12 protein-coding genes are annotated in these 13,263 nt (G+C 38.5%); 4 read left to right on the plus strand and 8 right to left on the minus strand.

The window, feature by feature from the left end; all coding sequences use genetic code 11:
- Positions 1 to 205: 205 nt before the first annotated feature.
- Positions 206 to 730, plus strand: a complete 525-nt coding sequence (locus tag CSEC_RS08460) for a DUF4864 domain-containing protein (RefSeq protein ID WP_041018018.1) — start codon at positions 206 to 208, stop codon at positions 728 to 730.
- 12 nt (positions 731 to 742) lie between these two features.
- Positions 743 to 1,324, plus strand: a complete 582-nt coding sequence (gene rsmD, locus CSEC_RS08465; RefSeq protein ID WP_041018019.1) for a 16S rRNA (guanine(966)-N(2))-methyltransferase RsmD — start codon at positions 743 to 745, stop codon at positions 1,322 to 1,324.
- Position 1,325: 1 nt separating this feature from the next.
- Here rsmD and CSEC_RS08470 read toward each other — a convergent pair whose 3' ends face one another.
- From CSEC_RS08470 to CSEC_RS08480, 3 genes are read right to left on the minus strand one after another with little or no spacing between them, the layout of a single operon-like run.
- Positions 1,326 to 1,622, minus strand: coding sequence for a hypothetical protein (locus CSEC_RS08470; RefSeq protein WP_041018020.1), 297 nt, complete (start codon positions 1,620 to 1,622; stop codon positions 1,326 to 1,328).
- Positions 1,615 to 2,865: a tetratricopeptide repeat protein gene (locus tag CSEC_RS08475; RefSeq protein WP_041018021.1), complete on the minus strand. Its 1,251-nt coding sequence runs from the start codon at positions 2,863 to 2,865 to the stop codon at positions 1,615 to 1,617. Before CSEC_RS08475 ends, CSEC_RS08470 begins: the two co-directional genes overlap by 8 nt.
- A 14-nt stretch (positions 2,866 to 2,879) precedes the next feature.
- Positions 2,880 to 5,621: a bifunctional acetate--CoA ligase family protein/GNAT family N-acetyltransferase gene (locus CSEC_RS08480; RefSeq protein WP_041018022.1), complete on the minus strand. Its 2,742-nt coding sequence runs from the start codon at positions 5,619 to 5,621 to the stop codon at positions 2,880 to 2,882.
- A gap of 437 nt (positions 5,622 to 6,058) precedes the next feature.
- Here CSEC_RS08480 and CSEC_RS08485 point away from each other — a divergent pair, with 437 nt between their 5' ends.
- Positions 6,059 to 6,748 carry a response regulator transcription factor gene (locus CSEC_RS08485; protein WP_041018023.1) on the plus strand — a complete coding sequence of 230 codons (690 nt, stop codon included), beginning with the start codon at positions 6,059 to 6,061 and terminating at the stop codon, positions 6,746 to 6,748.
- Here the strand turns inward: CSEC_RS08485 and CSEC_RS08490 are convergent.
- Positions 6,745 to 8,109 carry an NFACT RNA binding domain-containing protein gene (locus CSEC_RS08490; RefSeq protein ID WP_041018024.1) on the minus strand — a complete coding sequence of 455 codons (1,365 nt, stop codon included), beginning with the start codon at positions 8,107 to 8,109 and terminating at the stop codon, positions 6,745 to 6,747. The two genes, CSEC_RS08485 and CSEC_RS08490, sit on opposite strands and share 4 nt — an antisense overlap.
- A 50-nt stretch (positions 8,110 to 8,159) precedes the next feature.
- Complete coding sequence (locus CSEC_RS08495; protein WP_041018025.1) at positions 8,160 to 8,780, minus strand: hypothetical protein; 621 nt, start codon at positions 8,778 to 8,780, stop codon at positions 8,160 to 8,162.
- A 195-nt stretch (positions 8,781 to 8,975) separates the two neighbouring features.
- Here CSEC_RS08495 and CSEC_RS08500 point away from each other — a divergent pair, with 195 nt between their 5' ends.
- Positions 8,976 to 10,892, plus strand: a complete 1,917-nt coding sequence (locus tag CSEC_RS08500) for an acyl-CoA dehydrogenase family protein (RefSeq protein WP_237559228.1) — start codon at positions 8,976 to 8,978, stop codon at positions 10,890 to 10,892.
- Here CSEC_RS08500 and CSEC_RS08505 read toward each other — a convergent pair.
- The 3 genes from CSEC_RS08505 to rfbC are packed head-to-tail and all read right to left on the minus strand — an operon-like array spanning position 10,889 to position 13,259.
- Positions 10,889 to 11,782, minus strand: a complete 894-nt coding sequence (locus CSEC_RS08505) for a glycosyltransferase family 2 protein (RefSeq protein ID WP_053331930.1) — start codon at positions 11,780 to 11,782, stop codon at positions 10,889 to 10,891. The two genes, CSEC_RS08500 and CSEC_RS08505, sit on opposite strands and share 4 nt — an antisense overlap.
- 11 nt (positions 11,783 to 11,793) lie before the next feature.
- The gene (locus tag CSEC_RS08510; protein ID WP_041018026.1) at positions 11,794 to 12,717 is read right to left on the minus strand and encodes an NAD-dependent epimerase/dehydratase family protein; all 924 of its coding nucleotides are present in this window, start codon (positions 12,715 to 12,717) and stop codon (positions 11,794 to 11,796) included.
- Positions 12,714 to 13,259 carry a dTDP-4-dehydrorhamnose 3,5-epimerase gene (gene rfbC, locus CSEC_RS08515; protein WP_041018027.1) on the minus strand — a complete coding sequence of 182 codons (546 nt, stop codon included), beginning with the start codon at positions 13,257 to 13,259 and terminating at the stop codon, positions 12,714 to 12,716. Before rfbC ends, CSEC_RS08510 begins: the two co-directional genes overlap by 4 nt.
- Between the last annotated feature and the right edge of the window lie 4 nt (positions 13,260 to 13,263).

Below are 13,263 nucleotides of genomic sequence, written 5' to 3' on the forward strand. Positions count from 1 at the left end.
AGTCTAGTTTCCTTGCAAATTTTTTGATAAATTTTGAAAGCTTTTAAAGCTTATGCTTGAAAGATTTAGCAAAAAAAGATGTCAATAGCAGCTAATACAATTGAATGGAGTTTTGAAAAAAGTCTAGTAACCTGAATTTCAAGAAAGTTTAAGGTAAACCTATCTTATTAAAATCTCCTTTTAAATCCTACGGTCTATCGGAAGTATGCTGAAAAATTACATAAAATTTTTTCTCCTGTTCGCTTTAAATTTTCTTCCCTTGATTTCAGTTGGAGCGGAACAAAATTTTGATACTGTCGGAGTTCTTGTGGCTGGGGGGGGGGGGGGGTTGAGTCTCCGCAAAGGAAAAATTGATAAAGCCTATAGCTTAACTTCTTATGAATTTCAAAATGAGACCGGCATAGATGAATTTGTGGAATTTGTTAAATCGCATGATGTTTTAAATGAAAATCAATCGATAGCTCTCGGAAAGTTAGCTATTGTTGAAAAAACAGCTCAATATGAAGGGCTTTTAACAAGCCAGCAAGATAAAGAGATGATTGTTCAATACGATCTTGTAAAGCAAGGCCCGGACTGGAAAATAAGGTCGATTCTACTCTTGGAAATTCCAAAGGAAAAGGAAGTCGTTATCCCTGCAATAGAAACGGATCTTTGCACAAAATGTCAGAATCCGAATTGCAAAAGAAGAAAGCAAGGTCTATTCAAACAGCTTATAGGCCGATTTTTTTAGGAAATGATATTCATGAGAATTATCGCCGGAAACTTAAAAAACAGGGTTTTGAAGTCTCCTAAAGGGAAAAAAACAAGACCCACAACCGGATTATTAAGAGAGGCTGTTTTTAGCATTTTGCAAAATGACATAGAGGGAGCTGTCTTCTTAGACCTATTTGCCGGAACCGGTGCAATGGGCTTTGAAGCCCTTTCACGGGGTGCTAAAAAAGCTTATTTTGTTGAATCCGATCGCGACGCTTTCTTTTGTTTAAAAGAAAACAGCTTGGAGCTCGACTTAAAAGAACAAGTGTCCTTAATTAAAGCAAGCGCTTTTAAGGCCATGGATCAATTTTCAAAAGAGGCCCTAAGTTTTGATATTATTTATATCGACCCTCCCTATGGTGAAGAGGTTTGGCATTCCGGGGAAAAGAAGCCTCTGGCATTAAGAGTGGTAGAATCTCTTTTCAAGCTCTCTCTTTTAAAAGAAAATGGTTTCTTGTTTTTGGAAGAAGGTGAAAAGACTTTCCTTGATGAAGCGGCCTTAGCTGATTTACCCTTGGTTCAAAAGCGTAAATATGGCAAGAGCGTTCTTTATATTTTTAGGAAAACTTAGGTTATTCCTTAAATAGATCGTCAAACCTTGATTTGGCTTTTTGCTTGTCAGAGCGGGTTTCCTCCGCATTTAAAATAAAATCCTCACAAAGATTAGACTTTGACCTATCGCGTACATATTCTGTAAAAGGGATCTTGCAATCATTTGGAAGGCCAATTTTATAGTTTTTACAGTTTTCGCAAGAGTGAATGTCTATTTTACAGTTTGGACAAACGGCTCTAAAAGGCACTCTGCCGTCGATCAGCTCTTCTTGAATAGAATGGAGGCATTTAAAACATAGAGAATTTGCTTTACTCATCTAGATTCGAATCTTTATCTGTTTTTTTAGGAGTTAAGTCAGAGGCTTTATTTAAATAAGCTTCCGCTTCCTTCATATTTTGTTCTTTTAAGGCAATTTTATTTCCCAATAAATAAAGTTTAGCACTATTTGGCATTATTTCGATGGCTTTATTGAGGGATTCTTTGGCTTTTTCTATTTGGTTGTTTTTTAAAAAAAGCAATGCAAGCTGCTCATAAATTTCAGGGTTGTCGCTCTCGAATTTTAAAGCTTTTTGAAGGGTTTCTAAAGCTTCATTGAAATTATTATGTTCGTCTTCTAAAAGAGCTTTTATATGATAGCCTGTCCATTCGGCAGGGTTGAGCTTATGAAGTGTCGTGATCGAGTTTTCAGTTTCTCCCAAGTCATTATTCAAATAACTATAAAGAACTTTTAAACGCCACCATTCCGGAATTTGTGAGGCCTCATCCGCCGTTTCCGCCAAATAGATCGAAGCTTTGGAAAGAAGGGCTTTAGAGTCATTGACGCTCCCTTTTTTGGAATAGAAGATGGAAAGCTCAAGCAAAATTCGGAGGTAATCAAGCTTAGCTTCCAACGGCGCATTTTCTCGGCTTAAAAAATCTTCATAAAGCGCTTTTTGACCTTTGATAATATCCTCTCTTCCTTCAAATTTCTTAAAGAAATTTAGGGGCCGCGAATCATTTGGAAGGGCAATAGCTGCTTTTTCAGCTAGATCGAAAGCTTCCTCATTATTAGAAAGCCTCATTAAATAATAAGCTATGGCAAGCTTTACTAAGGGATCCTCTTTTATAGGTTCTTTTAGACTTCCTAAAAGGGATTCAATAGCCGGATAATCCTTTAAGGCTAGAAAAGCATATATAAGCAAAGAGGTTTGAGTTCCGTTTAACTTGCTTTGGTCAATTTTGCCAAGAAAAGATTTAGCTTTTGCATTTTCATTTAATTTAGCAAGAAGCGTTGCGCATTCAATTTTGGCAGATAAGCCTAAATGATCTTTTAAACAAGATAGAGCCTGAATTTTAGCCTCATCAAACTGTCCTCTGTTGAAAAGACTTAATGGGTAGTAGCTAAAAAACGCTTTTTTTTGATTCGGCGGCAAGCTTTCAAATTTTGAAAGAATCAAATCAAAACGATGAAGCTCTTTTAGCGAATTGAATTCTTTCCTTATTTCTTTTTCATCATGCGATGACTTTTCATCTATAAGGTTCATGCTTTTAGGGAGGCTTTCGTCTAAAAAAACCGGCATGGAATAAGCCCTCTTTATAGATTTAAAACCATTCTTAGAATATCTTCAGCCGGTTTGGATACCCTTTCAAATCCGAGCTTGCCTAAGATATGGAGCATGCCGCTATTATCTTTTAAAACATCGGCGACGATGATTTTAATCTTTTCTTTTTTAGCGATCTCGATAAGGTTTGAGAGCATTTGAGAGCCAAGCCTTTTACCATGATAGGGATCTTGTATAAGCATTGTCAAATGCGCTTCATGCAAGCCCGGCTTTCGAGACAGCCTTGCAACCCCTATAATTTCCGGATGGTTATTTTTGATAAGTTCTGCCACCATAGCGATTTCTCGATCAAAATCATTAAAACAAATCCTGACAAGCCTGTCATGAGAGGCTCTTTTTTCAAGGCTAAGGAAAGAAAAATACCTCTGTCTTATGCTTTCTTCGCCAAGATACTTATGAAAAGTGACAAGAAGCGACTCATCTTCCGGTTTTATGGGGCGAAGAAGGACATTTTCCCCTGTTTTTAAAGTAATATTTGATACATATTCTTTGGGGTAAGGTCTAATGGCCGGTTTTGGTAAATCCTCGTCTTTAACTATCTTATCCTCCAACACAAACCGTGCATCTAGGGCAATAACCCCTTCCTCAGTGACTATCAGAGGGTTGATATCACTCTCTTTGATGCGGTTTAAATCCAAGATAAGATCAGAAAAAGCGATTAAAGTGCGTTTTAGGGTTTCCAAATCGACAGCTTTTTTGCCTCGGAACCCTTTTAGAGCCTGATAGATTTTTGTCTGCTCCATTAATTTTTCAGCTGATTTTTCATTTAAAGGGGGCAAAGCTAAGGAGCTATCCTTAAATATTTCAACCATTTCCCCTCCCATCCCAAATAAGATAATAGGGCCGAACTGCGGGTCTGTAGACGAGCCAAGGATCAACTCAAAACCTTTATTTAAAATCATTTTTTGTACTGTTACGCCCTGAAAATCTTTTTCAAGCCCTCTTTTTTTAAGCCCATTTTGTATTTCAAGAAAAGCTTCTTGAACTTCTTTTTCATTTTTTAAATTTAATTTTACGCCGCCGACATCGGTTTTATGCGTGATGGTTTCAGAGTGCAACTTTACAACAATCGGGTAGCCAATTTCTGAAGCTGCTTTCATAGCTTCCGTCTCATCTTTTGCGATAATGGTTCTTACTGTCGGGATATCGTAGATTTGAAGCAGTTCCTTAGATTCAAACTCTGTAAGAAGGGATCGGTTTTCATCAATTGCTTTTTGTAAGATTTGCAAACCTTTCTTTCTTTTAGCAAGCCACTCTTTGTCAATTCCAAGAGAAACCGGTGTTTCGTATAAAAGGGATAAATTATGGCTGTAGCTCCACATTTTAGCAAAACACCAGGCGGCATCATCCGGGTAAGCAAAATTGGGAATACCGGTTTCATTTAATAGCCTCGCTCCTTGTTTTACAGAATCCCCTCCCATCCAGCTTGTGATAATCGGCTTATCTTTTATTTCAGCAAATGGGCGTAAAGACGCTGCAATCCCAAGCGCGTCTGTCATATCTTGAGGCGATAGAACCACAAGCAAGCCGTCGGCTGTTTTATCCTTAACAACGACCTCTAGGGTTTTAAAGTAGCGCTCAGAAGAAGCATCGCCTAAGATGTCGACAGGGTTAGAATGACTCCAAGCGGCAGGTAAAAATTGATTTAACTTTTCTTTTGTTTCTTCCTCAAGAGGGCTTAGGGCCCCTCCGTTTAAAATAAGGGAATCTACAGCTAAAACCGAGGGGCCGCCGGCATTTGTGATAATCGCAAGTTTATTCCCTTTAGGAAGAGGCTGTCTTGATAAAGCCGAAGCCATGTCAAATAGCTCGGAAATTGTTTCAACTCTAAGAACGCCGGCTCTTAGTAAAGCTGCGTCAAAAACATCATCGCTGCCGGAAAGAGACCCTGTGTGGGATGCGGCAGCATTGGCCGCTGCTTGAGACCTTCCCCCCTTAATGACAATAATAGGCTTTTCTAAAGCGATTTGCCTTGCAGCTGAAAGAAAAGATCTCGCATCTCCGACAGATTCCATATACATTAAGATGCTTTTTGTTTTGGGGTCATCGCCAAAGTAATGGATTAAGTCACCCCAAGTCACATCGGCCATAGAGCCCACCGAGACGAAACTGCTAAACCCGATTCTTTCTGAAAAACTCCAATCTAAAACGGCGGTGCACATGGCCCCTGACTGGCTAATAAAAGCGATAGACCCATCTAACGCCATCCCTTTTGCGAAGGTAGCGTTTAAATTAGCGCTTGGGTTCATCACGCCTAAACAATTTGGACCAATAAGCTTAATGTTATTTGCTTTAATCAGCTTTTTTATCTCTTGTTCAAGCGCTTCACCTTTCCTGCCGATTTCTTTAAAGCCTGCTGAAATGACAATCACTGAAGGGACTTTCTTTAGCCCAAGTTCAGCAATTATTTTAGGGACAGTAACAGCCGGTGTGACAATGACTGCAAGGTCCGGAGCTATAGGCAGGCTTTCAATGGAGGGGTAGCATTTAAGGCCTAACACCTCTTCTCGTTTAGGGTTAACGGGATAAATAGGCCCTTTAAACCGAGCGGAGGTGAGGTTAATCAAAATAGTTCTTGCAACACTTCCAATGTCATCTTTAGCTCCAATTAAAGCAATCGACTTTGGTTTAAAAAGAGGATCAAGCGGCTGGAACGAGGGTTCTAAAAAGTTTTGCGAAGGGTCGAATTGATCAGGGCTAGATTTATTTTCCATAACACTCTTTTATATTTTCTTCCGGAGATTTCATTTTTCTCATGAAGTTCTAATTCAGACTTTATTACCCGATAATTTCCACTCTGTAATAAAAAAAGTTTTTTTAATAGGGTCTTTTAGATTTGTTTTTTAAAAAAAAGGTGAAAAGAATGGGAAAAGATGGTTTAATAGTGTATTGCAGTTAACATATTTGATTGCAATTGTTTATGTTTTTATATGAAAAAAATAAAGACTTAAAATAGTTCTCTCATTAACTTTTACTCTATGTAAATGACATTAAATCATTAGCTTACACTCAAATCATTTGAGAATAATTATTTTGAGTTAACAAGGTTCTAAGAAATTCTTTTTTACTGTTGAAATAAATTAGGAAGTGTTATTTCAAAACTGTAGTAATGCAAGGGATTTCCTAGAAGCTCACAAGGAATTATAAAACTATGTACAAACCGACCATCCTACTGATCGAAGATGAAGAGGACATTGCTTCACTTATTAAGCTCCAGGCTGAAATGTCGGGCTATAAGCTTCATGTTGAAGTCGATGGTCTTAATGGATTGCTAGCCGTTAAACGAGAAAAGCCGGACCTTGTTATCCTAGACTTGATGCTCCCGGGTCAGAGCGGTCTTGATGTTTGCCGAAAAATGAAAAATGATGACGATTTAAAAAATATCCCTGTCATTATGATTTCGGCTAAAAGCGAAGAGATCGATGTGGTTTTAGGCCTTGAGCTTGGCGCCGATGACTATGTGACAAAGCCTTTTTCCCCAAAAGTTCTTTTTTCTAGAGTCCGCGCCATTTTAAGAAGAGCTAAAGAACAAGAAAAAACTCCAAAAATTGTCAATTTCGGCTATTTTGTCGTAGAAATAGACCGCTATCTTGTAAGAAAAGGCGAGGAGCCGATAGCGCTCACTCTTTCCGAGTTTGGTATTTTAAAACGCCTTGTCTTAAATCGAGGCAAAGTTTTGACTCGTAATCAGTTACTTGATGACGTTCAAAATGACGATGCCTTTATTGTTGATAGAAATATCGACGTCCATATAGCGGCTCTTAGAAAAAAATTGGGCCCTAATTTTAAATGGATCGAGACTGTCAGGGGCGTTGGATACCGATTTAAAGAAGAAGATTAAGAATTAAAATCTTTTATTAAAAGTTTAGCTTGAACCTCATCGTAATTAATCCAACGTGTTTTCTTTTGCATTAAAAAAACAGCTCCGGGTTTTCCTTTGGCCTTTCTTACAAATTTGCATTCCGTCTCATAAACTTCTCTTTTTCCCGAATGCTTATTTTTAGAAAAATGAATGGCAAGAAGAGCCGCCTCATCAAGGGTAGAGGGACCAGGAGGTTGCTTTCCTACTTTAACAATGACATGAGCCCCCGATGTTCCGGCAGCGTGAAAAAAAAGATCTTTCCCTTTTGCGATTGTAAAGGTTAACCGGTCATTGTTTTTAGCGGAGGTCCCAACCAAGATCTCAAAGCCTTCTGTTGAAGTAAATTTTTTGAAAACGCCGCCTTTTCTTGATTCAATTTCTATGGCAGGCTCTTTTTTTATATCCGGTTTTTGAGTGGCTTTTAACTCTTTTAAGGAAGAAATTGATTTTATCTTTTCAAGGTTTTCTTTTAGATGAGAGAGGACTAATTCTTCTTTCTCTATTTTTTTTAGGACTTGGGGAATGCCTCTTTCTAAACGCTTAGCTTTTTCATAGCGTTTTTTTAGCTCCTCATTAAGCGGGATTAAAGGGTCTAAAGATAGAATTATCGTCGCGTCTTTTTTCCAATCGTAGACTTCAACTTCTTTTGCTTTTTTACCGATTTTATAGAGATTGGCCTTAATAAGGTCCGCTTCGTGTTTTATAGAATCAAAAGTTTGGCAGTGATTGAGCTCCTTATTTAGTTTATCGATGAGTTTTCTTTTGCCGGTGATCGTTTTTTCAACTCTCTTAAGAGCCTCTAATTTCTTAAGCTCAAAATCGTTTCTTTCTTCAGCTATTTGATAAAACTCATCCAAGTTTACTTTTGGAAGAGGCTCTAACTTATCTTGATTTTTTATAAAGGTAATCGAAATGGAAAGCGGGAGGTTTGGCTTTTGACTATATAATCTTTCAAGGTTTCTTCTTATTAAATGAAGGTTCCCTCTTTTAGGGATTAGACAAATATAAAGCGTGAAATCTTGGGTTTCCAAGGTTAAAATACGATCTTTTTCCGATAACTTGATTGTGTTAAGCGTTTGATCGATAAGCCGGTTTAAAGGATGGCTAAAGGAGAGCTCCTTTCCCTTTCGTTTACTTAAATGAAACCTCAAAAAACCTTCTTTTAAAGAAACAAGGAAGGTTTTTTGAGAATCTTTTAATTTTAAGTGAAAGAGGAAAACGTCTTCTTGAATAGATTCGATAGAAATAAAAGCGGCACCCTCTATTTCCTCTTTTAATAGATCAAGTTGATTTCTCATGTCTAGCCATGAAAAATTAAGCTTATTGGAATTTCTATTCATTGGCTTTTCTATATTTTATGCCTTTAAATTTTAAGAGGACAAGAAAACGCTTAAGACTTGCCGGCTACATATTTTTCCAAAGCCCTTAAAGCCTCAAATGAAACTTCGACTTTAAAATCACATAAGAGATCTTCCCCAATCATCCCATTAAATTCTTTACCTTCGCTTATCTTTAGAGTCGAGCTAATAATTTCAATAATACGAGAAACAGAAGGGATGTCTTTTGCTACATATTTTACAGCAAGATCAGGCGCTAAGCCATCTTCTGATCTAACGATCAAATCGGCAAGTTCCGGAATCGCTCTAATTAAAGCAGTTTTAGATACACGGCCAGAGCCGTTGCCATCAGACAGAAGAGATTCTTCAAAAACTTTATAAGCCTTATCATTTGTGAATAAAATTTGTATAATATTTCCTCGGCCCATTGTAGAAAAAATGATATCGCTTTCTTTTTCTTCGCCTTCTCTTCGCGTTGTTAAATCAAGCGTATCAATTTTTTTTATAAGGGAGGCTATGACGCTGTGATCGGGATGGAAAATTCGAACAGGGTATGGGCCCAATTCACCAACTTGTAGTTCGAATACTTGAATTGCTTTTCCTGTAGATCCATTATAGCCTTGGTTGAAAAGTCGATCGAGTAACCCTATTTCTCTTTTTTCAGTTTCAAGCATTTTATTTCCTTAAGGTTTGGTAAAATTTTGATGAGCTTGTAAGGTATCACTTTGTACTTTTATTTGAAAATATTAGCCTTTGCCAGTTGCTTTTTGTAAAAAATCTCAAAATAATTTTATTTATTGTCCTTTACAAAGTGTCTCTTCACCCATTATTAATGAGTTTTTAAAAACAAATTGCTAAAGGGCTCATTCATGGATCAGAAAATGGGAAAAAAAACAACAGATGTCGAAGACGATGCAATACTTGCCGGGCGAGAAACTAATGCGGGAAAAAGACACGCTCTTGAAGTTACCGAAGAAGCAAGAGAAAAAGAATGGCGTAATCCAAGCTTTGGCTCAAAGCTATTTTTAGGCGATTTTGATGAATCGATGCTTTATCCATTCCCCGCTCAAAGCGAGGAAGACAGAGCAGTTGGTGAAGCTTTTGTTGAAAAGCTTTCTCATTTTTTAGAAACGCATCTAGACCCTGATGAAGTCGATAAAACACGAGAAATTCCGGAAGAAGTCATTCGAGGGCTTGCTGAAATGGGTGTTTTTGCGATGAAAATCCCGAAAGAATATAACGGCCTCGGGTTTTCTCAAACCAATTACAATAGAGCAGTTATGAAAGTCGCCTCTTATTGCGGGGCGACAGCGGTTCTTATTTCAGCTCATCAATCAATCGGGGTTCCCCAGCCTCTTCTTATGTATGGAACAGAAGAGCAAAAAAAGAAATTTTTACCGAGATTTAGAAAAGGGGATATTTCAGCTTTTGCACTTACTGAAGTAGATGTCGGTTCAGACCCCGCAAGAATGAGTTCGGAAGCTAAATTATCCTCTGATGGGTCTCACTATATTTTAAATGGAACAAAGCTATGGTGTACCAATGGAACCATCGCAGATGTCATTGTGGTTATGGCAAAAACCGCTCCTAAAATAGTCGGGGGGAAAGAAAGAACTCAAATATCTGCATTTATTCTCGATATGGATACACCCGGTATTGAAGTGATCCATAGATGCGAATTTATGGGCCTTGGCGGCATCTATAACGGAATGATTAAATTTACAAACGTTAAAATCCCTAAGGAAAATTTAATTGCCGAAGAAGGCAGGGGCCTTGCTATGGCGCTTGCTACTATTAATGTCGGCAGATTGACCCTTCCTGCTGCTTGTACAGGCGGCGCTAAACAATGCCTCTCTGTTGCAAGGCGTTGGGGTAAAAAGAGACAGCAATGGGGGCTTCCTATCGGCCAGCATGAAGCAGGACGAGAAAAAATCGCCTATATGGCAGCCACGACTTTTGCTATGGAAGCTGTGACATGGTTAACAAGCAGATGGGCTGATGAGAAGAAAGTGGATATTAGGATCGAAGCTGCTATGGCAAAACTTTTTTGCACTGAAGAGCTTTGGAAAATTGCCGATATGACCCTTCAGCTTAGAGGAGGAAGAGGCTTTGAGAAAGCCACTTCTCTAAAAGCCAGAGGAGAAGAGCCTTATGCCATTGAACGAGGCCTTAGAGATTGTAGAGTCAACACGATCTTAGAAGGTTCCTCTGAGATCATGAAGTTATTTTTAGCAAGAGAAGCCATGGACCCCCACTTAAGGCTTGCAAAGCCGCTTCTTAATCCTAAAACCGGTTTTATGGAAAAAGTAAAAACAGGCTTTAAATTGCTTGGCCATTACGCACTTTGGGTTCCAAAACAGTGGTTTTCAAGTTTTCATAGCAAACCCTACAATGAACTTGGCAAGCTTGCACCTCACTATCGGTTCATTGAAAATGCGTCTAAACGTCTTTCAAGAAAATTATTCCTAGGGATGGCCAAATATCAGCAAAATTTAGAAAAAAAACAGCTTTTTCTTGGCAGGCTTATGGAGATAGGAACGGATCTTTTTGTAATGGGGACGACTTGCTCTTATGCCGCTTATCTTGCCAATAAGGGAGAGGATAAAAAGGACGCCATTTTACTTGCGGATTACTTCTGTTTACTTGCAAGAAGAAGAATTGCCGCTCGTTTTGACTTATTGGATGATAATGACGATCGTGAACTAAATAACGTTGCCAAAATGGTTCTTGATGACAAAGCTAAATGGCTTGAAGAAGGCATTATCTGGGTCGGAGAAAAAAATTAAGACCAGTAGAAATCTTGGCTGCTCAATCTTTTCTTTAATGAAAGAGGGGCATCCTTTGATTTCGAGCCGATGAGATATCCAAGTGTTTTAGCGGTTAGATGCATCATCCCATAAGGGATGAGTGAGGGTTTTTCTTTCTTAAGAAATTTTAACATTTCTATTAAATATAAATACCCAAGAGATCGGATGGACTTAAGTTTCGGCAAGTCGTAAGAGGCTCTTGCAAGGCCTGTATCAAAAGCTCTTTTGAATTCATCTTTCAAGGTATAGCTATGGGAATGTTTGACAATAGCATCGGCAACATAGGCAACAGAATGCCCTTTAAGGATTAAATGAGCGCAAGCTAAAGTATCTTCTCCAAGTAAAACATCCTGAAATCCTCCTACGCTATCAAGCGCCTCTTTTGAGTAAGCAGCTGCCGAGTTGGAGCAGAAAAATGCCGTGCTGCCTTTCTTTCTTATAGAGGACAAACCCCTAAGTTCACTTTTTTCCCCATAATTGAAATATCGGACAAATGATTCAAGGGTTTTGGCATTGGTATGAGGCAATTGCCTAGCGTAAGTTAAGCTTGCTTTCTTTCGAAGGATAGGGTCCACCAATTTTTCTATAAAATCATCATGTTGAGGGTAGGCATCGGGTGTCATCATGACCACAATGTCTGTATTGAGATAAGAACAGGCAAGATTTCTTGTCTTGCCATGATTAAATTCAGCCCTTGGAATGACAAGCGTTTCAACCCCCATTTGCTTTGCTTCCTCGACTGTCCCGTCTTGAGAGGAAGAGTTGACAAGGAGTATTTTTGGGTTAAGCCCCGATCTAAGTAAAGGTGGCAGACAAAAGGGAAGATGCTTTTTTGCATTATGTGTGATGATAGCGACACCGACTGTCATAATTTTTCCTTTTAATTTAGAAATTCTTGACGATACCAATTAGCAAGTTCATCCCAAGCCTTGCTTTCAGACCAACCTAAGTTGTAATCCATGACCTTATGGCATGCAATTCTTTTCTTTGGCTCTTCGAAAGTTTGTTTTTCAGCAAAAGTGAGAAGACATGAGAGGGGAAGTCTTTTTTTCATTTCAGAAGCAAACCTTAAAGCGAAAGCGCTTTGAGGTTCCGCATAAGCACTTGGAGATAATTTGTGTTTTTTATTTTCAGCAAAATAAGCGTAGGAAAGCGATAGAAGAGAGACCGGAACATTATCACGGATATAAAAAGGGGTTTTTACTGCCGCCACTTCATTTTTTGCCCAGGTTTTAATTAAATAGGTTGTAAAACGATCTTCTTCATAGGGCCCAAAAGGATTTGCTATTACAAATTTAGAAAGGGGCAAGCCTATTTTTTTGCATAGGAATCTAAAAATTTGCCAGGTTAGCCCTTTAGATAGTCCATAGGGTGAAAATGCTTCTTTTGTTTTTTCTCCTAACCCTTCATCAGCTTCAAAAACAGTACCGGTCAAAATACATCGTTTACAGCTAAATTCTTTCAACTTTCGAAGAACTTCTTCTAAGTTCTTAGTATTTTGTTCCATAGCATGAGAGTAGTTGAAAAGAGGGCATTTGTAATTATTTACAAAAGCGCCATGATGGCAAAATAAATCCCAAGGCCCGGCTTCCTCGATTAATTGGTTAAAAGAGGGGCTGCCAAAAGGGATATGGGTCCGAACGTCCGCAAAATCTTGAAGTTTTTTAACTCTTACAAGGCGCTGTCCTTGGTATTCTTCTAGAGGCCTTAAGAGCGGGGCAACTACCGTATGGCCTTTCTCCTGCAACGCTTTGATAAACCAGTACCCCGTAAAAGAGCTTCCGCCGGTAAATAAAATCTTCATTTCAGATGTGTGTCCGAAGAAAAATCATGATGAGAGCTATCCCTTTCCGAGACAACTTTTGGTTGAAAGGGCCAAGCAATAGAAAACGCAGGGTCATTCCATCGAATCCCTCTTTCTTTTTCTTTAGAATAATGCATTGAAACGAGGTATAGGATTTCAGTATCTTCTTCAAGGGTTAAAAAGCCATGAGCGAACCCTTTAGGAACATACATCATTAGATTATTAGAAGGCGATAAGGAGGCTCCAAAGCTTTTTCCAAAAGTTAAGGAATCAGGCCTTATATCAAGGATGACATCATAAATGCTGCCTTTGATGCAGCGAACCAATTTTTCCTCACTATAGGGGGGTAATTGATAATGCAAACCTCTTAGGGTGGCTTTTTTTTTGCTTTGCGAATGGTTTGCTTGAATAAAATTGCCTTGCAGCCCCTTTTTTTTAAACTCTTCGGAACAAAAAATTCTGGAGAAAAAACCACGCTCATCAAGTTTTGGCTGATCCTTAATAAGGAAGGCTCCTTCTAGAGGCAAAGACTCAAAAATCATAAAA

The sequence above is a fragment of the Criblamydia sequanensis CRIB-18 genome (genome assembly GCF_000750955.1).
GTDB lineage: Bacteria > Chlamydiota > Chlamydiia > Chlamydiales > Criblamydiaceae > Criblamydia > Criblamydia sequanensis.